The sequence below is a fragment of the Acidovorax sp. CF316 genome, assembly GCF_000276605.1.
Taxonomy (GTDB): domain Bacteria; phylum Pseudomonadota; class Gammaproteobacteria; order Burkholderiales; family Burkholderiaceae_C; genus Acidovorax.
Genome location: NZ_AKJX01000289.1, coordinates 1 through 24,522, shown reverse-complemented (window position 1 = coordinate 24,522; position 24,522 = coordinate 1). Strand labels below are relative to the sequence as shown.

At 68.5% G+C, this 24,522-nt stretch carries 24 protein-coding genes; 12 read left to right on the top strand and 12 right to left on the bottom strand.

Going from position 1 to position 24,522, the window contains the following annotated elements; all coding sequences use genetic code 11:
- Positions 1-230 precede the first annotated feature (230 nt).
- Both PMI14_RS32470 and serB read right to left on the bottom strand, forming a co-directional pair.
- Positions 231-728: a redoxin domain-containing protein gene (locus tag PMI14_RS32470; RefSeq protein WP_007861881.1), complete on the bottom strand. Its 498-nt coding sequence runs from the start codon at positions 726-728 to the stop codon at positions 231-233.
- A gap of 68 nt (positions 729-796) precedes the next feature.
- Positions 797-1,510: a phosphoserine phosphatase SerB gene (gene serB, locus PMI14_RS32465; RefSeq protein ID WP_007861879.1), complete on the bottom strand. Its 714-nt coding sequence runs from the start codon at positions 1,508-1,510 to the stop codon at positions 797-799.
- Positions 1,511-1,649: 139 nt separating this feature from the next.
- Between serB and PMI14_RS32460 the strand changes: the two genes are divergently transcribed.
- Positions 1,650-2,627 carry a tripartite tricarboxylate transporter substrate binding protein gene (locus PMI14_RS32460; protein WP_007861878.1) on the top strand — a complete coding sequence of 326 codons (978 nt, stop codon included), beginning with the start codon at positions 1,650-1,652 and terminating at the stop codon, positions 2,625-2,627.
- Here the strand turns inward: PMI14_RS32460 and PMI14_RS32455 are convergent.
- Positions 2,578-3,498, bottom strand: coding sequence for a haloalkane dehalogenase (locus tag PMI14_RS32455; RefSeq protein WP_007861876.1), 921 nt, complete (start codon positions 3,496-3,498; stop codon positions 2,578-2,580). The two genes, PMI14_RS32460 and PMI14_RS32455, sit on opposite strands and share 50 nt — an antisense overlap.
- Before the next feature lie 72 nt (positions 3,499-3,570).
- Between PMI14_RS32455 and PMI14_RS32450 the strand changes: the two genes are divergently transcribed.
- On the top strand, positions 3,571-4,044 hold the full coding sequence (locus tag PMI14_RS32450) for a MarR family winged helix-turn-helix transcriptional regulator (protein ID WP_007861874.1): 474 nt from the start codon (positions 3,571-3,573) through the stop codon (positions 4,042-4,044).
- Positions 4,045-4,130: 86 nt separating this feature from the next.
- Here PMI14_RS32450 and PMI14_RS32445 read toward each other — a convergent pair whose 3' ends face one another.
- From PMI14_RS32445 to PMI14_RS32435, 3 genes are all read right to left on the bottom strand, one after another.
- Entirely contained in the window at positions 4,131-4,505 is a 375-nt protein-coding gene (locus tag PMI14_RS32445) for a DUF6463 family protein (RefSeq protein ID WP_007861872.1), read from the bottom strand.
- A gap of 174 nt (positions 4,506-4,679) precedes the next feature.
- Positions 4,680-6,431: a 4-hydroxythreonine-4-phosphate dehydrogenase PdxA gene (pdxA, locus tag PMI14_RS32440; protein ID WP_007861870.1), complete on the bottom strand. Its 1,752-nt coding sequence runs from the start codon at positions 6,429-6,431 to the stop codon at positions 4,680-4,682.
- Positions 6,428-7,636, bottom strand: coding sequence for a four-carbon acid sugar kinase family protein (locus PMI14_RS32435; RefSeq protein ID WP_007861868.1), 1,209 nt, complete (start codon positions 7,634-7,636; stop codon positions 6,428-6,430). The genes pdxA and PMI14_RS32435 overlap by 4 nt, the downstream gene beginning before the upstream one ends.
- A 111-nt stretch (positions 7,637-7,747) precedes the next feature.
- Between PMI14_RS32435 and PMI14_RS32430 the strand changes: the two genes are divergently transcribed.
- The 3 genes from PMI14_RS32430 (at position 7,748) to PMI14_RS32420 (ending at position 12,027) form a co-directional block, all read left to right on the top strand.
- Positions 7,748-8,731 carry a LysR family transcriptional regulator gene (locus PMI14_RS32430; protein ID WP_108016524.1) on the top strand — a complete coding sequence of 328 codons (984 nt, stop codon included), beginning with the start codon at positions 7,748-7,750 and terminating at the stop codon, positions 8,729-8,731.
- A 33-nt stretch (positions 8,732-8,764) separates the two neighbouring features.
- A complete protein-coding gene (locus PMI14_RS32425) occupies positions 8,765-10,411 on the top strand; it encodes a serine hydrolase (protein ID WP_007861863.1) in 1,647 nt (548 codons plus the stop codon).
- A 77-nt stretch (positions 10,412-10,488) separates the two neighbouring features.
- Entirely contained in the window at positions 10,489-12,027 is a 1,539-nt protein-coding gene (locus tag PMI14_RS32420) for a carotenoid oxygenase family protein (protein ID WP_007861862.1), read from the top strand.
- Positions 12,028-12,177: 150 nt separating this feature from the next.
- Here the strand turns inward: PMI14_RS32420 and PMI14_RS32415 are convergent, their stop codons facing one another.
- The gene (locus tag PMI14_RS32415) at positions 12,178-12,774 is read right to left on the bottom strand and encodes a pentapeptide repeat-containing protein (RefSeq protein WP_007861861.1); all 597 of its coding nucleotides are present in this window, start codon (positions 12,772-12,774) and stop codon (positions 12,178-12,180) included.
- A 395-nt stretch (positions 12,775-13,169) separates the two neighbouring features.
- Entirely contained in the window at positions 13,170-13,955 is a 786-nt protein-coding gene (locus PMI14_RS32410) for a hypothetical protein (protein WP_146187907.1), read from the bottom strand.
- A 419-nt stretch (positions 13,956-14,374) separates the two neighbouring features.
- Between PMI14_RS32410 and PMI14_RS32405 the strand changes: the two genes are divergently transcribed.
- Positions 14,375-15,643 carry a S9 family peptidase gene (locus tag PMI14_RS32405; protein ID WP_238541946.1) on the top strand — a complete coding sequence of 423 codons (1,269 nt, stop codon included), beginning with the start codon at positions 14,375-14,377 and terminating at the stop codon, positions 15,641-15,643.
- 6 nt (positions 15,644-15,649) lie between these two features.
- Here the strand turns inward: PMI14_RS32405 and PMI14_RS32400 are convergent, their stop codons facing one another.
- A complete protein-coding gene (locus tag PMI14_RS32400; RefSeq protein WP_007861853.1) occupies positions 15,650-18,010 on the bottom strand; it encodes a DNA polymerase II in 2,361 nt (786 codons plus the stop codon).
- A 203-nt stretch (positions 18,011-18,213) separates the two neighbouring features.
- Here PMI14_RS32400 and PMI14_RS32395 point away from each other — a divergent pair, with 203 nt between their 5' ends.
- From PMI14_RS32395 to PMI14_RS32375, 5 genes are all read left to right on the top strand, one after another.
- On the top strand, positions 18,214-19,362 hold the full coding sequence (locus PMI14_RS32395) for a serine hydrolase (protein WP_007861850.1): 1,149 nt from the start codon (positions 18,214-18,216) through the stop codon (positions 19,360-19,362).
- Positions 19,363-19,484: 122 nt separating this feature from the next.
- Positions 19,485-19,784, top strand: coding sequence for a hypothetical protein (locus tag PMI14_RS32390; RefSeq protein WP_007861848.1), 300 nt, complete (start codon positions 19,485-19,487; stop codon positions 19,782-19,784).
- A gap of 168 nt (positions 19,785-19,952) precedes the next feature.
- Positions 19,953-20,663, top strand: a complete 711-nt coding sequence (locus tag PMI14_RS32385; RefSeq protein ID WP_108016526.1) for a permease — start codon at positions 19,953-19,955, stop codon at positions 20,661-20,663.
- Positions 20,664-20,684: 21 nt separating this feature from the next.
- Positions 20,685-21,443, top strand: coding sequence for a CPBP family intramembrane glutamic endopeptidase (locus tag PMI14_RS32380; protein ID WP_007861846.1), 759 nt, complete (start codon positions 20,685-20,687; stop codon positions 21,441-21,443).
- Between the two features lie 132 nt (positions 21,444-21,575).
- The gene (locus PMI14_RS32375; RefSeq protein WP_007861844.1) at positions 21,576-22,352 is read left to right on the top strand and encodes a hypothetical protein; all 777 of its coding nucleotides are present in this window, start codon (positions 21,576-21,578) and stop codon (positions 22,350-22,352) included.
- A 36-nt stretch (positions 22,353-22,388) separates the two neighbouring features.
- On the opposite strand, the gene PMI14_RS32370 is transcribed toward PMI14_RS32375, so the two are convergent.
- Together PMI14_RS32370 and PMI14_RS32365 are read right to left on the bottom strand one after the other, a co-directional pair.
- Positions 22,389-22,820: a carboxymuconolactone decarboxylase family protein gene (locus PMI14_RS32370; protein ID WP_007861842.1), complete on the bottom strand. Its 432-nt coding sequence runs from the start codon at positions 22,818-22,820 to the stop codon at positions 22,389-22,391.
- Complete coding sequence (locus PMI14_RS32365) at positions 22,744-23,229, bottom strand: MerR family transcriptional regulator (protein ID WP_035206437.1); 486 nt, start codon at positions 23,227-23,229, stop codon at positions 22,744-22,746. The genes PMI14_RS32370 and PMI14_RS32365 overlap by 77 nt, the downstream gene beginning before the upstream one ends.
- A 216-nt stretch (positions 23,230-23,445) precedes the next feature.
- Between PMI14_RS32365 and PMI14_RS35240 the strand changes: the two genes are divergently transcribed.
- Complete coding sequence (locus PMI14_RS35240; RefSeq protein WP_157405925.1) at positions 23,446-23,871, top strand: hypothetical protein; 426 nt, start codon at positions 23,446-23,448, stop codon at positions 23,869-23,871.
- Between the two features lie 88 nt (positions 23,872-23,959).
- On the opposite strand, the gene PMI14_RS32355 is transcribed toward PMI14_RS35240, so the two are convergent.
- Positions 23,960-24,522: tripartite tricarboxylate transporter substrate-binding protein (locus tag PMI14_RS32355; protein ID WP_007861839.1), on the bottom strand; the 563-nt coding region annotated here is incomplete at its 5' end.

The following is a 24,522-nucleotide window of genomic DNA, read 5'->3' as shown; positions in this document are numbered from 1 at the left end:
CTGCGCGAGTCGGGAGGGGGACGCCCCCAGTGCGGCGGGGCGGCCCTTGCACGGGGGCACTGGCCTGGTTCGCGCCAGTTTCATGCGTCGTGGGTGGCGCGCAGCGCAATGAATTTCTGAGGCGGATTGCCTTCACCGTAAGCGATAGTTGGTTCGCCTTGTCGTGCTACGGCACTGTCTGCGGCTCCTGCCTGGCTATGCGATCCAAGGCAAATCCGTACGAGTGCCGGTCAGCCCACCAAAGTACGCAGGCTCGGCACCGCCTGCGCCCACCACAGCCGCCAGCGCATGCCCCAGCCCGGGGTGTAGCCGGTGGTCGCAAAGCGCACATCGCCGCGCGCATCCACCACCACCAGGGCCGGCACGCTGCGCACGCCCCAGGCGCGCGACAGCTCGGCCTGCGGGTCCACGGCCGTGGGCCAGGGCATGCCGCGCTGGCGCTGCACCTGGGCCACGCGCGCGGCGGGGCCGGATTGCATGGCAATGCCCAGCACCGGCCAATCGGCCGAGAGGCTGGCCACCGTGGGTTCTTCGAGCTTGCAGATGGCACACCACTCGGCCCAGAAATGCAGGGCCACGGCCCGACCGGGGTGCCGGGCGCGCCATTCGGAGAGTGTGGTGCTGCTGCCATCGGCCAGGGTGATGGCGGCATCGGGCGCGGGGCCTTTCGGCAGGTCGCGCGTGCGCCAGGCATCGACGCCGGCCACCACCAGCAGGGCCAGCAGCACCGTGCCCAGGTGCTGGCGCCAGCCCCGGCGCAGCGATTGCCAGGCGCGGCGGGGCAGGGCGGAGGGGTTCAGCGCAATACTTCCAGCAGCCTGTCGAGGCCGCCTTCATTGATCGCCACCTTGGCCTGGGCGCGCACCGTGGGCTTGGCGTGGTAGGCCACCGAGAGGCCGGCCGCGCCCATCATGGGCAGGTCGTTGGCACCGTCGCCCACGGCAATCGCCTGCGACGGCGCAATGCCCATGAGCGAGGCCACTTCGAGCAGCGTGCGGCGCTTTTCGGCACCGTCGCAGATATCGCCCCAGGCCTGGTCCACCATGTGGCCGGTGAGCAGGCCGTTCTCCACCTCGAGCATGTTGGAGCGCGCGAAGTCGATCCCGAGGCCCGCCTTCACGCGGTCGGCAAAGAAGGTGAAGCCGCCCGAGACCAGCAGCGTGGTCAGGCCTGCGGCCTTGGCCGCGCTGACCAGCTCCTTGGCGCCGGGGTTGAAGCGCAGGCGCTCGCTGAACACCTGCTCCATGTGGGCCACGGTCACGCCCTTGAGCAGGGCCACGCGCTGGCGCAGGCTTTCCTTGTAGTCGGTGATGATGCCCTGCATGGCCGCTTCGGTGATGGCGGCCACCTCGGCCTTGCGGCCGGCGGCGTCGGCGATTTCGTCCACGCACTCGATGTTGATCAGGGTGGAGTCCATATCGAAGGCGATGAGCTTGTAGCTCGACAGGGACAGCGGGGCGTCTATGCCCTGGACGACGAGGCCGGGGGCGAATTCGGTGGCGTTTTTCATGGCGGATACGGATGTCGGAAGCCGCAATGGTATCCCCATGGGGGTGTGCACCCCCCGGTCAACCCCATGCTGCCCAGGCATAGCTCCCAGTGCATGTGCCCCATGGCAGGACAATCCTGTTTTTGTCATAGTACAAAACATGACTTTTCCCCTGATCCCTGAGCGCCGTACCTTCCTGTGGCTGGCCGCCGCGCTGGCCAGCACGGGCGTGGCAGCGCAGCCCGCCGACAAGCGCCCCATCCGCCTGGTCGTGCCCTTCGGCCCCGGCGGCGTGGCCGATCTCACGGCGCGCACCGTGGCCCAGAAGATGACCGAGGCCACGGGCCAACCCATCGTGGTGGACAACAAACCCGGCGCGGGTGGCATCGTCGCGGCCGACACGGTGGCCAAGGCGGCGCCCGATGGCCGCACGCTGCTGCTCATGTCCAACGGCAACGCGGTGAGCGCGGGCCTGTTCAAGAGCCTGCCGTTCGACCCGGTCAAGAGCTTCAAGCCGGTGTCCATGCTGGGCACCTTCGACATCGCCCTCATCACGGGCGCCAAGTCGCGCTTCAAGGACATCGCCTCGCTGCTGGCCTATGCCAAGGCCAACCCCGGCAAGCTCAACATCGGCACCATCAACATCGGCAGCACGCAGCACCTGGCGGCCGAGCTGTTCAAGCGCAGCCTGGGCCTCGATGTGACCATTGTCCCGTTCAACAGCACCTCGGCCGTGGTCAGCGCCCTGCATGGTGAGCAGGTGGATGCGGGCGTGGAGATCCTGGCGCCGGTGCTGGCGCAGATCTCGGGCAACACGCTGCATGCCCTGGCCGTGATGGGCGAGAAGCGCTCGCCCGCGCTGCCGAACGTCCCCACCGTGGCCGAGAGCGGCGCGCCCCAGTTCAACGTGGCCTCGTGGAACGCCTTTGCCGCGCCGGCGGGCACGCCGCCCGACATCATTGCGCGGTTGAACAAGGAGACCAATGCCGCGCTCAACGCGCCCGATGTCAAGGCCCGGCTGTTGCAGCTCGGTGTGCAGGCCAGCGGCGGCACGCCCAAGGCGCAGGCCGACTTTTTTGCACGCGAGATCAAGCGCTGGTCCGATGTGATCCAGCAGGCCGGGATCCAGAAGCAATAGCAGCAGGCAGCAGGGCGGTGTCCGCCCAGGCCAGCAGCGCATCGGCAATGCGCACGGGCTGGTCCTCGGGCGCCAGGTGGCCGGCGTCGCCGCAGGCCTGCACCGTGAGGCGGGCGATGTTCTCGCGGCACCAGGCTTCCATGGCCGGGCCGATCATCAGCGTGGGCGAGCCCGTAAAGGTGAGCAGCAGCTTCGGTACGGCATGCGAGCTTGCCAGCCAATCGCCATAGGCCTCGACCCGTGCCACCACGTCGGCGGGCGAGCCTTCGATGGGCATGGCGCGCGGCCAGGCCAGCAGCGGGCGTCGGCTGGCGGGCGTGGGGTAGGGCGCCTCGTACACCGCGCGGTCGGCGGCAGACAGCGGCGTGAGCACCGTGGCCGTGAGCGAGCCCGCAAGGAACTGGTTCTGCGCGAGGGCCAACTGCTCGCCCAGGCCCGGCGTGCGAAACGCCTCGAAGCGCGGCCGCACCGCCGCAGGAAAGTCAGCCCAGGCCATGGGCTTGACGATGGTCTCCATGAAGGCGATGCCGCGCACCCGGTGCGCATGCCGGCGTGCCCAGTCAAAGGCGAGCGACGCACCCCAGTCGATGCCCACCAGCACCACGTCCTGCAAGTCCATTGCATCGAACCAGGCGGCCAGGTAGCGCGCATGGTCGTCGTAGCCATAGGCCATGTCCGGCTTGCCCGACTGGCCCATGCCGATCAGGTCCGGCGTCAGGCAGCGGCCCAGCCTTTGGACACTTGGCAGCACTTTGCGCCACAGGTGCGAGGACACCGGGTTGCCGTGCAGGAACACCCAGGTGGGGCCGGTGCCTGGGGCACCAGTGTCCTCATAGTGCAGGTGCGAATCGAGAACGGAAATGGTGGGCATGGGGCATTCCTCAAAAATGGTAAGGTACCTGTCTAGTTTATTGAAATAGACAGGTGACTGTCAAATTCCGCCATGAGCCCATCGACTTCCTCCACCACCGTCACCCCTGACACACCCGGCTCGCTGGGCGTGCTGCTGCGCCTGCTGCACCAGCAGTTCGCGGGTGCGGTGGACGAGGCCCTGGCCGAGGCCGGCTTTGGCGATGTGCGCGCGGCGCATGCCAGCGTGTTCACCTTTGTGCCGCCCGAGGGCATGCCCGTGAGCGAGCTCACGCTGCTGGCGCGCGTGCGCAAGCAGTCCATGGCGCAGACGGTGGATGAGCTCGAAAAACTCGGCTACGTGGAACGCCGCCCCAGCCCCAGCGACAAGCGCTCGCGCCTGGTGTTTCTCACCGCGCGGGGCCGCCAGATCCGCCCGCTGGCCATGGCGGCCGGCAGCCGCATCGAGGGGCAGTGGGCGGGGTTGATCGGCGCGGGCGAACTCGGTGCCGTCAAGCGCGCATTGGGTGACCTGCTGGCCAGTGTCGGGCGGCAAGGCGCCGATTGAAACCCACCGAAGCTCCGCCACAGGGCGGAAGCCAGGGGGTCAGTGCGCAGCGGCCTCCTGTGCGGGAGACTGCCACGGCATGGCACTCACGCCAGCCAACCGCGCCCCGTCGCGAACAACACCCCCGCAACCACGAGCAAGGCCCACAGGGGCGAGGCAGGGAAGGCCGCGATACCCACCAACGCGGCAACCAGCAGGTACAGGCCGATCAGTCCCAGGGTGTGCACGTCCCCGTTGGCGGCGGCCCGCAGCGCGAGGTGGCCGCACAGCATCAGCACCGGCCCAAGCAGGGTGAACCAGAACGCGAGGCGACGGCTGTCGTCGGTCTTGAATGCGTCCAGCAGGCCGTCGGACAGGGCGGCCAGAAACGGCTGCTTGAACCTTACCAAGCCCATCGCGATATGCAGGACGCCCAAGGCGAGCAAGGAACAGGCGGCGGCGGTCTTCCAGTTGAGGGTCATGGGGGCTGCCTTTTAAATGCTGAATTTTAAGAATTACTATTGATTAAAATCAAATAAATTCAATTTTTTAAATAGTAATTTCTTATTGTAGTGCGAACTGCGCTGATTGCGCCATGGGTGTCCTGCGACGTCCCCGGGGCCGGCGGGAGAGACCCCGATGCTGCGGGGGCTGCCTCAGGCCTGCGCCACTGCACCTTGCAGCACGGTCTGGATGGCGCACAGTTGCCCTGCCAGCCCGTGCGGTACCACGCCCGTGACTTCAAAGGCGCCGTCGAGCGCTGCGGTGCCCACGGTAAAGCCTGCCGCCTGGCCCGCCACCACGGCCGCGATGCGTTCGGCCCGGTCGATGGAGCCCGCAATCACCACCGGCTTGTCCACCGCCGAGCACACGGCGGCCATGAGGGCTGGCACCTCGGCTGCATCGCCTGCAAAGCGGTAGGCCAGCAGGTCCAGTCCGTGCACGCCCTCCAGGGCGGCAATGCGGCGCGCGCTGGCCACTACGTCTTCCACCGTGCCCTGCAGCACGCTGGGGTGGCCCACCACCCGGCCGGCAAACGGGTAGTAGCGGATGGGGGTGCCGCGCAGCAGCGGCAGCACCGCCTCGGGCCGGGTGCCGCCCATGAGCACGTCCACCCCCAGCGCCACGGCGGCGCGGGCCGATGCGACTTCGCTGGCCTCGTCCTGGCTCACCACCTCCAGGTAGCTCACAGCGCCGGCCGCGTGGATGGCATCGGCCAGGCGCTGCAGCGCGGCCCAGGGCAGGCCGATGTCCTTGAAGCCGATGTGCCGCACGCCGGCGGCCAGCACGGCGGGCAACTGCCCCAGGGCGTCGGTGATGGTCTGGTCGTGCCGGGTGAGCATGAAGATGAATTCCGGCAACGGCTGCCCGGGTGGCGGCGTTGCCTGCGTGGCCGTGACCATGGCCACCGCCTGGTCCACCGCATGCCCCAGGCTCGATGCATCGGCCCGCCCCGTGCCCGCGATGTCGAAGGCCGTGCCGTGGTCCACCGAGGTGCGCACGAAGGGCAGGCCCACGGTGATGTTCACGCCCTGGTCCACGCCCAGGTACTTCACGGGGATCAGGCCCTGGTCGTGGTACTGCGCCACCACGATGTCGAACGCACCCTGGCGTGCGCGCATGAACACCGTGTCCCCCGGCCAGGGGCCCGTGGCGTCTATGCCCTCGGCCCGCGCCGCAGCAATGGCGGGGGCGATGATGTCCCGGTCTTCGTGGCCGAACAGCCCGCCTTCGCCCGCATGCGGGTTGAGTCCGGCCACCGCCACACGCGGCTGCGCAATGCCGTAGGCGCGGCAGGCGCGGTGCGCCAGGCGGATGGCGCGCAGCTCGCTCTCGGGCGTCACGGCGGCAATCGCATCGCGCAGCGCCAGGTGGATGGACACCAGCAGCACGCGCAACTCGCTGTTGGCCAGCATCATCGCGAAGTCGGTGGTGCCGGCCCGCTCGGCCAGCATCTCGGTGTGGCCGGGGTGCAGCACGCCGGCGGCGCGTAGCGCCTCCTTGTGCAGCGGCGCGGTCACGATGCCGGCCACGCTGCCCGCCAGCGCCAGGTCGATGGCGCGCTGCACGCAGGCATGCGCTGCGGCCCCGGCACGGGCGTCCACGCGGCCCATGGGCAGGTCGGCCGGCAGCGGCGCGCAGGCCTGCAGCACGGGCAGGGCGCCTTGGCGCAAGGCCTCATGCAAGCCCTCCAATTGGTCGCCCACGGGGCGCACCTGCAGCGGCGCGCCCACGGTGGCCGCTGCGCGCTGCAGGGCACCCACATCGCCGACCACCACATACGGCGCAGCCCCCGTGCCGCGTGCCGTGGCCCATTGGGCAATGATCTCGGGGCCTATACCGGCCGGGTCGCCCATGGTGATGGCCAGGGGCAGGGCAGGGGGGCGGGTGCTTGCATTCGCATTCATGGTGTTGGTCTTTGCTGTGGGGAAAGGGTGGGCAGGGACTGCAGGCGTTGCACGCAGCGCAGCAAGGTGTCCGCGCAGCCAAAGCCACCTGCCTTGGTCGAAAAAGGAATCTGGCGCGCTGGCAGGCGCAGCACGCCGAAGGGCACGCCGGGCTCCACCTCGCCCAGCAGGTCGAGCGAGCGGGCGCGCAGCGCATCCACGGTGCGCCGCGCAGTGTCGCCACCCGTGGCCACCAGCGCGTCGAAGTGCGGCGCGCAGCGCGCCACCACCTGCGCCAGCTGAAGGGCCGGCGCAGCGCAGGCTGGCGTGCCGGTGGCCGCATCGGCCATGCGGGGCGATGCCAGGCACACCACCGGGTGCCGGGCCAGTGCCTGGGCCACCGTGGCGGCCAGCGGCGCGGGGTCGAATGGGCTGCCCGTGCCCGGCGGCAGCCCGATGACGGGCACGCCGGCGTGCACCAGGCCATCCACCTGCGCCTGGTTGGCCGGATGCAGGCTGCCCACCACTACCAGCACGCGCCTGCAAGGCCGGGGTGCTGGGGTGGCTGGCAGGGGTCCTGCCGCGGCTGCGGGCCTGCCCTGGGTGTCTTGCACGGGCATGGAGGGCAGTGCGCGGGCCAGCGCTGCCGCCAGGCCGGGCGAGCCCACCCACAGCACGCCGGGCCGTTGCCAACCCACTGCGGCGACGATGGCGTCCAGGTCGTGGTCGTGCGCGGCGTCGTGCACCCGCATGCAATCCGGCGGCAGGCCGTGCATGCGCTCGGCCACGTTGCTGGTGGTGACGGGGGTGCGCGGGTCGCTCGCAAACACCGTGTGCTCCAGCGGCATGCCCTGCACGCGCTGCAGGCCCTGCTCGGTGGTGCGGCCTGCGGCCGGAAAGGCCGGCGCCACTTCGGCCCGCTGGCGGCCGGCCCCGGCGAGTGCGCCCTGCGCCTCTGCGCCCAGGTTGCCGCGCAGCGTGGAGTCCACTGTCTTGTAGACCAGGGCCGCGCTGCGCAGCCGCTGCGCCGCGCCATGGAACCGGCGCTGTGCCACGCCGGGGCGCAGAAAGCGCGAGTCCAAATCCACCGCAAGCACATCGGCGCTGCCCGGGGTGATGGCGCTGGCGCGCAGCACCACCCGAACCGACAGCCCGCGTGCCGCAAACGGTGCCGCGCCATCGAGTGCGCTGGTAAGGTCGTCGGCCAGAACGGCGATGAAGGTCATTGGGTTGCGTATCCATCAAACAATGGACGCTACTGTGCCGCTGCGCAAAGGATAAGAAAACCGATTTGATCTCAGGCATGATTGAGCAGAATTCAATCAATGACTCATGCCATGCCCCCAGACACCCGACTGCCCCCGATGTCCGCCCTGCGCGCCTTCGAAGCCACGGTGCGCCATGGCAGCGTTTCGCGCGCCGCGCGCGAGCTGCACCTGACCGACGGCGCCGTGAGCCGTGCCGTGCGCGAGCTTGAGGGCGAGCTCGGCTTCACCCTGTTCCGGCGCAGCAGCCGCTCAGTAGTGCCCACGCCCACCGCCCAGGTGCTGGCCGAGGACGTGGCCGGCGCGCTCGACCGCCTGCGCACCGCCCTGGACCGTGCGCGCCGCACGGCCGGGCCGGGTCGACCGCTGGTGTTGTCGTGCGAGCCCACCTTGCTGATCCGCTGGCTCATCCCGCGTCTGGCGCAGCTGCAGGCCGCCGTGGGCAGCGAGCGCGAGTTGCGCCTGGTCTCGGCCGGCGGCGTGGTGCACTTCGAGCGCGACGGCATCGACCTGGCCATCCGCCGCAACGACTTCGCGCTGGCCGACGATGTGCTGGCCGAGCCCTTTCTGCACGAGCACATCGGCCCCGTGTGCCGCGCCGATGTGGCGACCACCCTCGGCCCGCAGCAAGGCGAGCCGCTGCAGGGCGTGCTGCTGCACACCGCCACGCGGCCGGACGCCTGGGGCAGCTGGGCCGCGCTGGTTGGCATGCGGCTGCAGCCCACGCGCGCCATCCGCTTCGAGCACTTCTACCAAAGCCTGCAAGCCGCTGTGGCCGGTGCCGGCGTGGCCATCGGCCCGCTGGCCCTGGTGGCCGACGACCTGGCCAGCGGCGTGCTGTGCGCGCCGTGTGGCTTCGTGGCCGATGGCAGCAGCTACCAGCTCATGGCGCCGCGCGCGGGCGTGCAGGAGGGGCCGGGCGATGCCTTCCACGCGGTGCTGGCCTGGCTGCGTGCGGCCTGCCAGGAGCTGCCCGCCACCTCGCCACCCACCGTGGGGAAACGACCACAATCCCCCAAAAGAAGTACCAAGGCGCGTGCTCCCGGGCGCATATGATTTCTGCACAACATGTACCGAGGGAGGCTGAGGATGGCAAGGCACACGCAAGCTGGGGTGGCAGGGACTGGCGTCCCCGCCCCCATCACCCGCAGGCAGGCCACGGCCGTGCTGCTGGCCGGCGCCGCCGCACCGTTCACGGCAGGGGCGCAGCAGGACGCCGCGGCGCCCGCGTCGTCCGCTGCATCGGCCGTAACCACCCCGCCCACCACGCTCTGGCCGGGTGACGACTGGGCCGAGAGCACGCCCGAGGCCCAGGGCATGGACTCTGCCGCGCTGGCCAAGCTCGTCGACTATGGCGCCGCGCAGGGCATGGACAGCCTGCTCGTCACCCGCCACGGCAGCCTGGTGGCCGAGGCCTTCTACGCCCCCTACCGCGAGGGGCTCAAGCACGCCGTCAACTCCACCACCAAGGGCATCGTCGCCACGCTCACCGGCATGGCCATCCAGGACGGGCTGATCGCCTCGCGCGATGCACCCGTGCTCGACTTCTTTGCCGATCGCAAGGTCGCCAACGCCGATGCCTCCAAGAAGGCCATGACCCTCGCTCACCTGCTCGACATGACCTCGGGCCTGCACTGGATCGAGCCGCTCAGCGACGCCGTGCCCGAGACCATGCTGCAGCTGGGCCGCGCGCGCGACTGGCAGGGCTTTGTGCTTGACCGCCCCATGGCCCAAGCGCCCGGCGCGGGCTTCAACTACAACAGCGGCAACACGCATCTGCTGTCGGCCGTCCTGGCACAGAAGACCGGCGGCAGCACCCTGGCCTATGCGCAAAAGCGCTTGTTCGGCCCCCTGGGCATCAGCGACGTGCGCTGGCGCAAGGACCCGCAGGGCCTCGAAGTCGGCGGCTGGGGCCTGTACCTGCACCCGCGCGACATGGCGCGCATCGGTTATCTCTACCTGCGCCGGGGCCAGTGGAACGGCCGGCAACTGCTGCCCGCCGCCTGGGTGGAGCAGGTGTTCAATCCCTTGGTGGACATGGGTTTCGGCAGCGCGGCGCCTGCATTCAAGTACGCCAACGGCTGGTGGAGCATTCCGTCCAAACGCGCGTTCTTCACCGCCGGCTTCAACCGCCAGCTCATCGTGGTGCTGCCCGACATCGACGTGGTGGTCGCCGTCACCGGCCGGCGCCACTACCCGTTGCCTGCGTTCATCGACCACATCACCGCAGCAGTGCGCTCGCACGAGCCCCTGCCGGCCGATGCGGGCGCGCAAGACCTGCTGGCCGCCCGCATCCGCGACGCCGGGGTGGAAAAGCCCGGCCCCCAGCCCTTGGGAGCCACGCCCGAGCTGGCTGCCACCGTCTCGCGCAAGGCCTGGCTGCTGGAGCGCAACGCCCTGGGCCTGCAGCGCCTGGTGCTGGACCTCACGCCCGCCAACCCGCGCTACGAAGCCAGCTTCGACCCCGGCCGCCCCGATGTCCCGCGCGAGCCGGTCGCTGGCCCCCTGGGCCTGGACGGCAAGTACCGCACCGCGCCGCAGGGCCCCAATGCGGTCGTCGCCGTCAAGGGCCACTGGCTTGATGCGCAGACCTTTCAGTTGATCTCGCGCTCCGTGGCGGATGGGGAGGTCACCGTAGCCACGCTGAAGTTCGAGGACGGTGGCAAGGCGGTGAATGTGGGGTTGGAGAACAACTGGGGGTTCAGGGGGCAGGTGCGGGGGCGTGCTGCCGAGTAAGAGTGGCATGTTGAAGTCCCCTGGGCAAATTTCCACTGCAGTCTTTGCCCGGCTTGGGACATGATGGAGGGACATTCGTGCCAAGACGCCTGCAAAACCAGTTCGACCAGACGCCCATGACCCTCGCTCAGTCCGCGACACAAGTGCCACCCAACCTCACGGGCCGCCTGCGCGGCCTCCAATCCACCGCCCGCGAACTCCCCGACACCCCGGTCGAAATCCGCGGCCAGGTTCCTTCCTGGCTGCTGGGCGGCAGCCTGCTGCTCAACGGCCCGGCGCTGTGGGACCTGCCACATGGCAGCTACGGGCACTGGTTCGATGGCCTGGCCATGCTGCACCGGGTGCGGCTGGCGCCGGGGGATGTGGGCGGGGCCAGTGCCACCTACCGCAGCCGCTACCTGCAGACCGATGACCTGCGCGAGAGCCTGGCGGCGCGCAAGCCGGCGCGCGCGGCCTTTGGCACGGCAGACCCGGCGGGCTTCTTTACGCGCATGCGCCACCTGCGCCACCCCAAGGTGACGGACAACGGCGCGGTGGTGATGGCGCGCATCGGCTCGCAGTGGGTGGCGCAGACCGAGACGCCGCTGCTCACCAGCTTCGACCCCGACACGCTGGCCACCACAGGGCGCATCGTGTACGACGATGCCGAGGTGATCCACGTGATGTCGGCCCACGGCATGACGGATGCGCAGGGCACCTACTGGAACGTGGGCCTGGAGGTGGGACCCAAGTGCACCTACAAGCTGTTCAAGATCGTCCAGGGCAGCCGGCGGCGCGAGGTGCTGGCGCGCTGGTCCGTGCGCCAGGCCGGCTACCTGCATGCGTTTGCGATGACGCCCACGCACGCCATCGTGTGGCAGCCGGCCATGCGGCTCAATGCGATCAAGCTGGCGCTGTCGGGCAAGGGCTTCATCGACAGCTTTGCGTGGAACCAGGCCCAGGGCTCGCGCGTCGACGCCATCTCGCTCACCGACGGCAGCGTGCGCAGCTGGGCCGTGCCGGCGATGACCGGCTTCCATGCGGTGCAGGCCTGGGACGAGCCCAGCCCCGATGGCCGCAGCGCCGCCACGCTGGTGCTGGACCTATGTACCAACGATGGCCCCGAGATCTTTGCGGCACTGCAGATGGAGCGCCTGCGCGCCGGCCAGCCCGTGGGCGTGCAGCACCGCGTGCAGCGCTACCGGCTGGAGCCCGGCCGCAGCGATGCGCAGCCCCGGACGCTGGTCGAGGGCGCCAGCGTGGAGCTGCCTTCGGTGCATGGCGCCTACTGGGGCAAGAAGCAGTCGCGCCATGCCTGGTTTGCGGGCTTCGACCCCGAGGGCAAGGCGCCCATGTTCGACCGCACCGTGAAGCTGGACCTCGATGGCGGCCGCATCGCCGGCACTTGGCAGCGCGAGGCCGCGGTGCAGATGGAGCCGCTGTTCGTGGACCGCCCCGGCTCCACTGCCGAGGACGATGGCGTGCTGCTGGTGCCCACGCTGGCCGAGGGCGACACCGGCACGGTGATCGGCGTGGTCGACCCGGCCAGCATGCAATGCCTGGCCACGCTGCACCTGCCGCAGGTGGTGCCGTTCGGGTTCCATGCGGCGTTCAAGCCTGCCTGGATGCCGGGCTGAGCCGGCAGCCAGGCTGGCAGGCGTGGGGCGCGTGGGCAAGCCCCTGCTCCGGGTCGGCAGCTGCGGCGAATGCTGCATCCGGTGCCGGCAGTCGCCGTGCGCTTGAGGGGGCGGTTGGCTGAGTGAGCGGGCAGGCGAATCCGTTCGGCGCTAGACCATGCACTGTTCCAGTTGCGGCGACTCGCCAAGGAACTTGGCGCCACGCAAGTCACATTGGTCGAAGACACAGCCATCGAAGGTGCACTGCTCGAAGGTGCTGGCACGAAACTCCTGCCGCCGAAAGCTGGCGCCGGAGAAGTCGCACTGGGCGAACAGTACCCGGCGCCCACCCCACTCCGTGAGCGAAGCCGACGCAATGAATTTGGCACCACGGAAACTGCAGGATTCGAAGCGCGCGTCATCCGCCTTCAGGCGGAGCGTCGAACCATCGAACGTGCATGAACGAAAGCGGGTCTTCGCCGCTGACACATGGCTCAACCTGGATTGGTCGAAATGGACCTGGTCAAAAACGGCCTCGGCCATCGACCCCTCGATCTGGGCACACGACAGATCCACCTTGGACAGGTGGGTACGAAACAGGTTGAATACCGGCAGGCCAGCGATGGGTGTGACGGCCCCAATGGCAATACCTCTCAGGTCGAGCGGGCCTTGCAGTTCTCGGGACGAGATCAGTTTCGCCATGGCTTCGACAGCGCTGCTGGAAAAATCCGGGTCGTGCCAGCGCTGCCGGAGTTTGGCGGGTTGCATGTGCGAGAGCTTCGGCGTGAGTTCGGTGGACGGCGACAAGGAGTGCGTTGGCGCCACATGCTACCCCGGCCTCTCGATTCTTCCCCTGCAACTGCAGAGCGCCACCTTCATCATGCTGCCACAGGCCCGCGCCATGGTGGATGGATCGACGGCCGGGATCGAGACGCGTGGCGAGCGTTGCGTTCTTCACCCTAAGTCTGGGCCGAGTCGGTCCTCAGGGCGCGCCCCATGTTTCTCTGTGCGGCGCCAGCAGCCAAGGCCCTGTCGCCGCAAAAATTCAAAGGACTGGAGCTGGCACGAGCGTTCTGGGACGACAAGAAACAGGCGCGGCTTGCACCGCGTGCCAGCGTGAAGACCCATTCAGCACTGCATGGAACCCCTGCATCCGGCCCGGACTACAACCCCGCGATGGCGCCGGCTTCCGCCATCTGCCGGCGGACAGCCTCGCGCGACGTGGTGGGAACCCGCCAGGACATGAGCGAGGTGCCGGCGGTTGGCTGGATGTCGCCCGCCCCCATGGACGTGATCAGCGAACGCAGCGGCCCGCCGTCGCGGGTCGCCTCGCCCAGTTGTCCTGCACCCAGCAAATTGAGCGCATACACGTCCCTGAGCTTGCGTACACGAACCTCTGGCGCAACGGCATACCAGGTGAGCAGGCGGGTGCGTTCATCGGGAGGCAGGTCGCCGGGGTCCAGCGACAGGATATGGAAGCCAGGCTGCCTGTTGGACGCATCGGCGAAGCCGAATCCAAAGCTCCAGGGCGCCAGCGTGATGTAAGCCCCCATGGTCTCAGCGTAGGCCTCGCCATCGAACGGCAGCCATGCCTCGTTCACCTCCAGCGACAGCAGCAATTCGCCCACCGATGGCGTGTATGAGAGCGAAGCCAGTGCGAAGCTGTCGAACGTGGGTTCATCGCTGCCAACGGGATTGGCGGCCACGCTCACGCTCAAGACACCATCGAATTCCCGCGCCAACGCCTTCTTGTGCGCACGACCGCCATAGCGGACAAAGCCTTCCGGGTAGCCATCGCCACCCAGCCCCAGGTATGTGGGGGCAATGCCAAGGCGGGCGAACAGGGATTCCGTCAAACGGGCAAAACGGGCAAAAAGGTCTGCACCCGGCTCTGCGCCCCCGTAGAGATACAGCCCGAGGGCGCTGGCCGTCGCGATGGGAGATGTCATCTGGCCATTTTGCACGCGGAGATGCGACAAGCGCATTGTCGGGAACACCGAAGAGCCGCCCGAAATCTGGGGGGCACTTTCCTGTTGCGCCAGGCGCCTGAACATCCATTTCTCTGGGGCGAAGTGGATGATGTCGGCCTTGTGCCCTCGACCGTGCGCCCATCGCCCGGGCCCGCCTGTCGACGGCCTAGACCCAGCGGACCGCCCCCGCTCCAGCGCCGAGGCAGGCATGCATGGGGCCGCGGATGGACATGGCGTACGCAGCTAGCTGGCCCGGTGAGGTGAAGCCCCTGCGTGGCATGGGCCCGCGTGGCCCCGTGGGGGATGCGGCTGGGAACCCGGTACCCTGTCGGTCCTGGAGGTGCCTGAAAATGCAAGATCGATGGTTGTCGTTGCGTGCGGCAGGGTGGAAGGCTGCTGTGGCTGCTGCCGTGGCAGCGGTGGGTTGGCTCGCGGGCGTGGCCCACGCGCAGACCGCCTTGCCCGCCGGCACGGCGCAGATGCGCCCGGTGCCCGCCGAGACCAGCGCCAGCGCAGAGTTGCCGCCCGATGTGGCCGTGGTGGCGCCCGACGCCACGCTTGAGGGCGGCCGCAGGCTGCTGCCCTGGAGCGGTATCTGGCGCGGCAGTGCCTGCCGCTTTGCGCAGTGCGATGTGAAGGTGGCGGTAGAGAAGCTGTCTGCCGATGCGGCCACCGTGGTCTATGCCGGTGCCAGCGCCACGCAGCGCGTCACCGAGCGGGGCGAAGCGAAGTTCATCGACAACGAATTGCACATGCCCCTGCGCACCGGCGCGACGCTGGTGCTGCGCCTGCGCGAAGACGGCGACATGGAGATGTCGCTGTGGAAAAACGTGACGCAACTGCTCAGCTACGGGGTGCTGACGCAAAAGCCCTTTGCCTATGCACGCAGCGTCGAGCGCGTGCCCACGCCCTGGACCGAGAACGGGCGTGCACAGACGCTGGAAATGGTGGTCTACCGGCCGCCCGGTGCGGGGCCGTTTCCCACCCTGGTGTTCAACCACGGCTCCACGGGCAACGGGGACAAGCCCGAATGGTTCACCTACACCTGGGCCAGCCCCGAGGTGGGAGCCTATTTTGCGGACAAGGGCTGGCAGGTGGTGTTTCCACAGCGGCGTGGGCGTGGCAAGTCCGACGGGCTGTATGACGAAGGTTTCGAGCCCGACCGCTCGCGCTACGCCTGCCGGCCGGAGCGCTCGCTGCCCGGCCTGGAGCGCGCCATGGCCGACCTCGATGCCGTGCTGGCGCACCTGCGCACGCGCAGCGACGTGGACCTGCGGCGCCTGCTGATCGGTGGCGTCTCGCGCGGGGGCATTCTCTCGGCCGCCTATGCGGGCACGCGCCCGGCTGCACCCTTCCTGGGCGTGCTGAACTTCGTGGGGGGCTGGGTGGGGGACCGCTGCACGCACGCCGACGCCATCAACCCGGTCGCGTTCCGCCGCGGCGCGGCGTTCCCGCACCCCATGCTCTGGCTGTATGGGGACCAGGACCCGTTCTATGCGCTGCGCCACAGCCGCAAGAACTTCGACGCCTTCATGGCCGAAGGCGGCAAGGGCAGCTTCGTGGCCTTCGATCCCTTGCACGGAGCCAGCGGGCACGGCATCCATGCCCAGCCCGCCCTGTGGAGCAGCGCGGTGGACGGCTACCTGCAGGCGGTGGTGCCAAAGTAGCGCCAGCTAAAACAGGTCCTGCTGCGCCGAGGTCAGGCTGGCGAAGCTCTCGCCCAGCGGCTGCAAAATGGCGTCTGCGATCGGCTGGACCTGCTTGTCCAGGTAGTGCCCGTAGTCGATGGGGGAATGGCGCGCTTCCAGCGGCTCCGGCCCATTGCGGGTCATGACGTAGCGGATCCAGCCGCCGCTCTGGTACTGCTGGGGCCGGCCCATGCGGGCGTTGTATTCGTCGGCCATGCGCGCCGCGCGCACCTGCGGGGGCACGTTGGCGACGTAGGCGTCCAGGCGGTGGCGCAGGCGCTTGCGGTAGACGAGCAGGTCGTCCTTGTCGCCGGCCAGGGTGGCCTGCGCGTAGTCGGCCACGAACTCGCGGTAGGGCGCGCCCTGGAACACGCGCGAGAGCAGTCCTTCCTGGAACTGCCGGGCCAGGGGCGTCCAGTCGCTGCGGGCCATCTCCAGGCCGCGGTAGACCATCTCCTCCTTGCCCTCCACGTCCACGCTCAGGCCGGCGTAGCGCTTCTTGCTGCCCACGTCCGAGCCGCGGATGGTGGGCATGAAGAACTTCTTGTAGTGCGTGTCGAACTCGATCTCGAGGTGGTTTTCCAGGTCCTGGTCTTCGCGCAGGGTGCGCGTCCACCAGGCGTTGATGTCCTTGACCAGTTCGGCCGCCACGGCGTGTGCCTCGGCATTGGTGTGGGTGCGCCTGAGCCAGATGAAGATGGAATCGGTATCGCCGTAGATGGCCTCGTAGCCGCGCTGCTCCACGAAGTCGCGGGTGGCTTTCACCATCGCGTGGCCGCGCAGGGTGATGGCCGAGATCACCTGGGGGTTGAAGAAGCGGCATTCCGACGCCCCCAGCACCCCGGCAAAAGAGTTCATCACCAGCTTCAGCGCCTGCGACAGGGGCTCGTTCTTTGCGCGCTTGGCCTCGTCGCGCGCGCGCCAGAGGGTGGTGACGATCTCGGGCAGGCAGTGCCTGTCGCGCGAGAAGCGCGTGCCCAGCGGGCCCTGGATGAGCGGCGCCGCGTCGCTGGCGTGCAGGCCTTCCACATACCCCACCGGGTCGACCAGGAAGGTGCGGATGATCGAGGGGTACAGGCTCTTGTAGTCCAGCACCACCACCGAGTCGTAGAAACCGGGCTTCGAATTCATCACGTAGCCGCCGGGCGAGGACTGGCCCTGTATCTCGCCCACATTGGGCGCCACATAGCCCAGGCGGTGCATGCGCGGCAGGTAGTGGTGGCTGAAGGCGGCGATGGAGCCGCCGAAGTGGTCCATCTGCAGGCCGGTGGTGTGGGCCCGCTCCATCGCGAACTGCAGCAGCCGGGCCTTGTCGAAGATGCGCAGCACCAGCTCGCAGTCGCGGATGTTGTAGGTGGCCAGCGCGGGCTTGTCGTGCTGGTAGCGCCGCTCGATCTCGGCCATCTTGTCGTACTCGTCGCCGATCTCCTTGCCCTCGCCGAGCAACTGCTGCGAGACGTTTTCGAGGCTGAACGACGCAAAGCTCCACACCGCGGCCCGCAGCGCCTCGATGCCGTCGATGACCACCCGCCCGGGCATGGGCGCGAAGAGATAGCCCTGCTTGCCCGGGTGCGTGCGCCAGGCGATGGGCCGGCGCTCGCGGCCCAGCTGCAGGGGCGTGGCGCATTCATCGGCGGTCTTTTGCAGCACGTTCAGGTCGAACTGGATCACGTTCCAGCCGATGAGCACGTCCGGGTCGTTGCGCTCGAACCAGTCGTTGAGTTGCTCGATCATGGCTTGGCGGGTGGGGCAGTAGATGAGCGCAAAGCCCGCGGGTTCGGCGGTAGGCCCCGGCGGCGGCTCGCCCAGCATGTACACCACGCGTTCGGCCATGCCGTCGAGCGCGATCGAATACAGCGCCTGGTGCTGGCTGGTCTCGATGTCCAGCGACACCACCTTCAGCGCCGGCCGGTAGTCGGGCGCGGGCAGCAGCCTGCAGTCCACGCGGGCGCCGTTCTCGGTGCGCCCGCCCTCCACCAGCACGCCTGCGGTGATGAAGCGCTCCATCAGGTAGCGCTCGTGCGGGCGCACATCGGCTTCGAGCAGGGAGATGCCCAATTGCTGCAGCGAGCGCGCCAGCCGCCCCAGCTGCCGAAAATGCCTGGCGTAGACCCCGATCACGGGCTCCTGCTGAAAGCTCTTGAGTTCGAGCGCGCGCAGCGCCACGTCCGGCAGGGCCATGAGCTGTGCGTCCACCGTGCCCTTGTGCCGCGCCTCGACGAAGGCCACCGAGGTCTGGCCGGTGAGCAGCACCTTGAGCGGGCCGGTGTCGGTCGCCAGCCAGTATTCGATTTCGGTGCCCGCGGGAGTATCCCGCCAGTGGCGCGTGAGGATGAATCCCTTCATTTGGATGGACGCAGGGGGCGTGGGACGCAATCGGAGAATGGGAGAGGGCGGGAGGCCTGGAGGTCAGGCAACGGGGCTACCGATTCTCGCCGAAGGCGGGGCAGCCCGCAGGCGCGGCGCCCCTGTCGGCGGCTGCGGCAGAATGCGCCGAAGCCCACCAAACTTCTGCCCTGCACGCCAGGGGCGGCAACCGGACGAATCCCATGCTGAACACATTGCGCTCCACCGCCATCGCTGCCTTGGCCGCCACCGCCATCATGGTGGGTGGTGCGCCCGCGCTCGCCGATACCGAGGTTCCGCCCGCTGCGGTGGCGGCGCCCCGGCAGGCCAGTGCGCAGGGCGTATATCCCGGTGTGGCCTGGAGCACACCGGCCACCAGCGGGCAGCCGAGCGGATGGTCGGAAGACAAGCTCCAACTGGCCGACAGCTATGCCGACTCGCTGCGCTCGGACGCCTACCTCGTGGTGCACCGCGGCGTGCTGGTGCATGCCTATGGGGACATCCGCCGGCCGATGAACCTTGCTTCGGTGCGCAAGAGCGTGCTCAGCGTTCTGTACGGCATGCACGTGGGCCGGGGCGCCATCGACCTGGACCAGAGCCTGGCCTCGCTCGGCATCACGGACAAGGGCGGGTTGTCGGACGTGGAGCAGACCGCCACCGTGCGGCAGCTGCTGCAGTCGCGCTCCGGGGTCTACCACGAGGCAGCCTACGAGACGCCTGCGGCCAAGAAGCGGCGGCCGGAACGCGGCAGCCATGCGCCCGGCACCTACTGGTACTACAACAACTGGGACTTCAACGCGCTGGCCACCATCTTCCAGCGCCGCACGGGCAAGGACGTGTTCGAGGCGCTCAAGACCGAGCTGGCAGAGCCTTTGCAGTTCGAGGATTTTCGCTACCCGCAGGACACGAAGTTCGAGTACGAGCGCAGCTCGGAGCACCCCGCCTACCTGATGTTCCTGTCTGCGCGCGACCTGGCGCGCATCGGCCTGCTGGTGGGCCGCGACGGCCAGTGGCAAGGGCGCCAGATGGTGCCGTCGGCCTGGCTGCGCGAGAGCACCACCTCGTACAGCGCCGCCTCGGGCGGCAGCGGCTATGGCTACATGTGGTGGCTGCCGTTCGCGGCATTTCCGTCGTGGCGCCTTCCCGGCAACCAGCTGGTGCTGGCAGACGGGAGCGGCGGCCAGTTCATGCTGATCGACCGGGCGCGGGACATCGTGCTCGTGCACCGGGTCGACAACAGCCGGCTCTGGTTCAAGCGCAACGCGGTGGACCTGGGGCAATTCGCGGAGCTTGCGGCGCGCGTCATCGCTGCGGCACCGGCGAGGCAGGCGGTGGGCAGCACGGCACCTTGATTCACCGGCAGGGTGTGGGGCCTTTTGCGGCAGCGAAGGGCTGAGCGCCCGGCGTTAGGATGGCGCCACAGGAGGAGTGCGCGGCGCCTGCCGCGTGGTGCACCTGCCCATGGAGCATTGCGATGTTCAGTTTTCTGGTCGATATCGTCGTTGGCTTTTTCGAATTCGTGCTCGACGTGCTGCTGTTCCGGTCCCAGCGCGAAAGGCGCGGCAGCCGTGGGCGCAGCGTGGCGGAGGACTCGCTGGCGGTGGCCCACTTCGACTTCGTGACCTTGGTGCTGATCTCCCTGGTCAGCGCCGGGCTGATGCTGCTGCTGGCCTTTGCGTTCGGTGTCCCGGTGGGCTGGAGCATTGCCATCGGTCTGGCCGTGGGCGTGGTCTGGGGGTTGTGGCGGTACGCGCGGCTGCTTCGGGCGGAATGATCGCCAGCGGCTGCCTGCCTCGTGGCGCTCGTGACCTTCACGCGGTGAATCCATCACCTCTCGTTCCCTTCGCCTTTTGGGTCATGCTGTGCGGCTGGTGCGCCGCGATCGTAGGCTGGGTTCGCATGGAAGCGCTGGACAAGATGGCCCGTCCGATGTCCCAATGGGGTGGTCCACAGCGCGCGTTTGGCGCTCCCGGAGGAGTTCATGGACCTGATGAAGTTGATGCGGAGCCTGGAGGAATTCGTCTTCGAGGCCATCGCACTGCTGTTCTTCTACCCCCGAACGCTGCTGCGCATCATCTTCAAGCCGCTGCAGGCCATGGAGTACGCAGAGCAGGAGGAAGCGTCGGACAAGACCGATGCCTATGACGATGCGGTGAGCCCGCCCCTGCTGCTGCTGATCACGCTGCTGCTCACCAGTGGAGTCGGGGTGGCGTTGCACGTCGCACAGGCTTCGGACGCGGCCCCCCTGGCCAAGGAACTCCTGAACTCGCCGCAGAACCTGCTGCTTTTTCGCAGCCTGCTGTTCAGCCTGATCCCGCTGACGGCTGCGGTGCTGCTGTTGCGCAAGCGCAGGCAGGCGGCATCGCGCACCGCCTTGCGGCAGCCCTTCTTCGCCCAGTGCTACCTGACATCGCCCTTTGCGCTGGTTGTTTCGCTGGGCCTTATTGCGACCCAGATGCCTGGGCGGGGCCTTGCCATGGCCGGAGCGATTGCGTGCGCGATGGCATTCGCGTGGATGGTGGGCGTGCAGGCCGCGTGGTTCCGGGCCAAGCTGGGCATTGGACGCCTGGCCGCGCTGGGCATGGGCCTGGGCCTGCTCGTGCGGGCGTGCGCATGGGTGCTTGTCGCCGTGGCACTGGTCGCGATTTTCTGAGCCCCGGAGGTTGGAGAAAACATGCACATTCAACCGCGCTGGTGGGTCGGTCTGGGCGTGTACCTTGCCTACCTGGGCTGGGTCTTCGCTGCATGGACTTACCTGGGCATCGACTACGCATCGCTGGGTGCGCAGGCCAACCTGCTGCGCGGCGTCATCGTGCCGCTGGGCATTGCTGCCATGGCGCTGTGTGCCTTCAATGCGCTGGCAGGGTGGTGGCCGCAGGCGACCCGCGAGCCACCGCTGCGCCGGCCCCTGTACCTGGCCGCAGTGCTGCTGCCCATGCTCGGGTTCATCGGCATGAACCTGTACAGCACGGTCTGGGCGGCCATCGGCATGGAGCACGTGCTGGTGCTGGCCGCCGCCATGCTGCTGGTGGGGTTCTGCGAAGAAATGGTGCACCGTGGCATCCTGCTGGTGGGCCTGCGCCATTCGCTGCGCTCCGAGGCCTGGGTGTGGTTCTGGTCGAGCACCCTGTTCGGCCTGCTGCACGCCACCAACGCCTTCTTCGGCCTGGGCGCGGCGGCCCTGGTGCAGGTGGCTCTGGCCTTTTGCGCGGGCACGGGGCTGTACCTCGTGCGCAGGCTCACCGGCAACCTGTGGGTGGCGATGGCGTTGCACGCCCTGTGGGATTTTTCGAGCATCGCGCACGGGCTGGCGAAGGGCCCCCAGAGCCTTGGCGCGCTCGTCTTTCTGGGCGGCACCTATGTGGCTTCCATCGCCGTGGTGGTGCTGGTCTTGCGCCGCGGGCCGGCGGCGGCACCGGCGGGGACCACCTGACGAGGAGCGGCTGACAGAATCGAGCCAAGCGCCCCTGGCGCCAGCAATGACCGACGCGCCGCGATGACGGGCTTGCCGAAGCCCGGCAGGCATTCATGCAGAATGCCAATCCATTGTCGTCGGGGGGTCTTCATGGTGCTGCGTTTGCGAGTGGCCGCGCTGCTACTGGGTCTGGCCGTGGTAGGGCCCGCGGCCGCCGGGGAGGAGAGCGAAAGCCACATCAGCCGCCCAGGCCTGTTCTTTGCCTGGCTGTCGCCCGACCTGGGTGCCGTCGTGGTCCGTGCGGACGATGCTGCCCATTTGCGCGCTCTGGCGCGGCACTGCCGTGCGGGCCGGCCGGTGTTTGCCCTGCAGACCGGCGAGAAGTACCCGTGCCAGATCGAGGTGCCCAAGGACCCGTCGGGTGGCGAGCAGTGGGAGGAGGTCCGGGCCACGGTGCAGGGCGGACCGGCCCGGTCCAATACCCGGCAGTACCGGCTGTTCTCCATCGCGCCCCCGCTAACCACCCAGTGGACCACGCGCCCGATCGCCGCGCCGGAGGTGCAGGCCCTGGAAGGTGTGCTGCGCTCCGACGCACGCCTGCGGGCCGCGGTCCGGTCGCCACTGAAGCTGGCTGCCGCAACCGTGGTGCACAAGTCGGGCGGCCAGGACCTGGCCATCCTGGTGCCCGGCAAACTGGTGCAGGACCGCGCCGGTGGCTACCACGCGCGCAGGCACCATGTGTTCACGAAAGACCGCAAGGGCTACGCCTACCAGGGCGACGTGCCGGCCAAGGTGGCCAGTTTTGTCGACCTGGACGGCGCAGAACTTCCGGGCCTGGTGGTCAGCGAGGGCTGCGACGGCTGGTGCATCACGCTCTGGAGCCTGGCCGGCGGACTGCGGCCGGTGGGGCGCTTTGGCGGCCATTGAAGGCTGCCGCCCTGGCGTGGGGGCAGGCCCGGGGCTTCACGCCGTCGCTGCGGCGCTGCCTTCTTCTTTCTCCTCCTCCTCCTTGTGGGTGGCCGCAAACACCTCACGTGCCGCCGCCAGGCCGTTGAGCGCGGCCGGAAAGCCCGCGTAGACGGCCATCTGCATGATGACCTCGACGATCTCCTCGCGCGTGACGCCGACGTTCAGAGCGGCCTGCAGGTGCACCTTGAGTTGGGGCGTGGCGTTGCCCAAGGCGGTCAGCGCGGCCACGACCGCGATCTCGCGGCTGCGCAGGTCCAGGCCGGGGCGCGAGTAGATGTCGCCAAACGGGAACTCGATCAGGTAGCGGGCAAAGTCGGGGGCGATGTCGGCCAGGCTGGCGACAACGCGCTCACCGGCCTGGCCGTCGATCTCGCGCAGCTTGGCGAGGCCCTGGACGTAACGAGGATTTTGGGTTTCGGGGGGCATGGGAGGTGCTTTCTTCGCTGGAGGTGGTTTGCGTGGGACGAAGGGAAGCTTCCAGGCCCTCGTAGTGCCCGATCTTGGTCTGCAGTGCCTGTGCGGCCTGTTGCATGGCCGCGATGGTGGCCAGCACCTGCTGCAGGTGCTGCTCCAGCAAGCTGCGACGCGCGCCGATGGTTGCGTTCCCTTCGCTGCGCAGGCGCGCGAAGGCCTGCATCTGCCCGATGGGCATCTGGGTCTCGCGCAGGCGCAGCAGGAATCCGATCCACTCCATGTCCGAGGCCGCATAGCGCCGCTGGCCACCGGGCGCACGCGCCACGGGCGCGATCAGGCCCGCGCGTTCGTAGTAGCGCAGCGTGTGGGCCGACAGGCCCGTGCGTTCAGCTACTTCGGCAATGGTGAGGTGGGATGCCATGCATACATTCTGAAAGTTCGAGCGCACTCTAAGTCAAGCCCCATATGCCTGCGTTGCGTGCAGCATCCAAGGCCCATGTCCGAGGGGACCGCAATACGCGGCTGACTGCCAGGATTGCGGCTAAGCTTGGACCGGAGCTTCAAAGCCGGCGCAGGTTCACCAGATACCGGTCTTCTGAAGCCCAACCAGGCGTCCACAAGTACGGAGGTTCTTCCATTGATTCAACTGTCCCGTCGCCAAATTGCCCTTGGCGCAGTGGCTGTGAGCATGATTCTCTATGGGGTGAGTTTGTTTCTGCCCGCGTTCCTTTATGTAGCCCCGCAGCAAGGCAACCCATCGTCATCGGGCTTCTATGCATTGGTCTTTGGAGTCGCGGGTCACATCTCTTGGCTGGCAAATCCACTGCTTGTTCTTGCCTGGATCGGCTTGGGCAAGAAACGAGGAACTCTCGCTGCGTGCTTGGCGATCGCTGCGCTGCTCATTGCTTGCACGTTCATGCGCAGCGGCCAGCAGTTGGCGGGCGGAAGCGCAGGAACGTATGCCTATGAGATTCTTTCGGGCTACTATGTTTGGATCGCGTCCATCGTGGTCTGCGTGCTTGCTGGCATGATTCAGGGACGCGAGAACCTCTCGACGGTGTGAGCTTGGGCCGGCCATTCGCCCGAGGTGACGCGGTTATTGATGCGGGCGCATCCCTAGGCCGACCATTGCCCCAATGCCTTTCTGTGCCTTATTGCGGCACCAGCCCCGCCGCCTTCACCAGCTCCGCATGGACCTTGATCTCCTGCGTGATCGCGTCCTTGAGCTGCTGGCTGGTGCCGGGCGCCACTTCCATGCCGCTGGCGGCCAGCTTGGCCTTGGTGTCGGCATCGGCCAGGGCGGCGTGCGCGGCGCGCTGCAGCCGGTCGATGATGGGCTGGGGTGTCTTGGCCGGGGCGAGCAGGCCGACCCAGGCCGAGAGGTTCATCTCGGGTGCGCCGGCTTCGGCCATGGTGGGGGTCTGGGGCAGGGTGCCTGTGCGCTGCGCCGCCATCAGCCCAAGCGCATGCAACTTGCCCGACTGGATGTGCGGCAGCGCCTCGGGCAGCACGGCGAACAGCATGTCCACCGTGCCGGCCAGGGCGTCGTTGATGGCCGGGGCGCCGCCCTTGTAGGGCACGTGCAGCAGCTCGGTCTTGGTTCGGGTGGTGAACATCAGCCCCGCCAGGTGCTGCGGGCTGCCGTCGCCCGATGAGGCATAGGTCAGCTTGCCGGGTGCGGCTTTGGCGGCGGCCAGTACGGCAGGCCCCGGGG

Bases quoted from the DNA above. Each gene is read 5' to 3' on its own strand.
- serB (WP_007861879.1), bottom strand. From the start codon at position 1,510: ATGAAAAACGCCACCGAATTCGCCCCCGGCCTCGTCGTCCAGGGCATA.
- PMI14_RS32460 (WP_007861878.1), top strand. From the start codon at position 1,650: ATGACTTTTCCCCTGATCCCTGAGCGCCGTACCTTCCTGTGGCTGGCC.
- PMI14_RS32455 (WP_007861876.1), bottom strand. From the start codon at position 3,498: ATGCCCACCATTTCCGTTCTCGATTCGCACCTGCACTATGAGGACACT.
- PMI14_RS32450 (WP_007861874.1), top strand. From the start codon at position 3,571: ATGAGCCCATCGACTTCCTCCACCACCGTCACCCCTGACACACCCGGC.
- PMI14_RS32445 (WP_007861872.1), bottom strand. From the start codon at position 4,505: ATGACCCTCAACTGGAAGACCGCCGCCGCCTGTTCCTTGCTCGCCTTG.
- pdxA (WP_007861870.1), bottom strand. From the start codon at position 6,431: ATGAATGCGAATGCAAGCACCCGCCCCCCTGCCCTGCCCCTGGCCATC.
- PMI14_RS32435 (WP_007861868.1), bottom strand. From the start codon at position 7,636: ATGACCTTCATCGCCGTTCTGGCCGACGACCTTACCAGCGCACTCGAT.
- PMI14_RS32430 (WP_108016524.1), top strand. From the start codon at position 7,748: ATGCCCCCAGACACCCGACTGCCCCCGATGTCCGCCCTGCGCGCCTTC.
- PMI14_RS32425 (WP_007861863.1), top strand. From the start codon at position 8,765: ATGGCAAGGCACACGCAAGCTGGGGTGGCAGGGACTGGCGTCCCCGCC.
- PMI14_RS32415 (WP_007861861.1), bottom strand. From the start codon at position 12,774: ATGCAACCCGCCAAACTCCGGCAGCGCTGGCACGACCCGGATTTTTCC.
- PMI14_RS32410 (WP_146187907.1), bottom strand. From the start codon at position 13,955: ATGACATCTCCCATCGCGACGGCCAGCGCCCTCGGGCTGTATCTCTAC.
- PMI14_RS32400 (WP_007861853.1), bottom strand. From the start codon at position 18,010: ATGAAGGGATTCATCCTCACGCGCCACTGGCGGGATACTCCCGCGGGC.
- PMI14_RS32395 (WP_007861850.1), top strand. From the start codon at position 18,214: ATGCTGAACACATTGCGCTCCACCGCCATCGCTGCCTTGGCCGCCACC.
- PMI14_RS32390 (WP_007861848.1), top strand. From the start codon at position 19,485: ATGTTCAGTTTTCTGGTCGATATCGTCGTTGGCTTTTTCGAATTCGTG.
- PMI14_RS32380 (WP_007861846.1), top strand. From the start codon at position 20,685: ATGCACATTCAACCGCGCTGGTGGGTCGGTCTGGGCGTGTACCTTGCC.
- PMI14_RS32375 (WP_007861844.1), top strand. From the start codon at position 21,576: ATGGTGCTGCGTTTGCGAGTGGCCGCGCTGCTACTGGGTCTGGCCGTG.
- PMI14_RS32370 (WP_007861842.1), bottom strand. From the start codon at position 22,820: ATGCCCCCCGAAACCCAAAATCCTCGTTACGTCCAGGGCCTCGCCAAG.
- PMI14_RS32365 (WP_035206437.1), bottom strand. From the start codon at position 23,229: ATGGCATCCCACCTCACCATTGCCGAAGTAGCTGAACGCACGGGCCTG.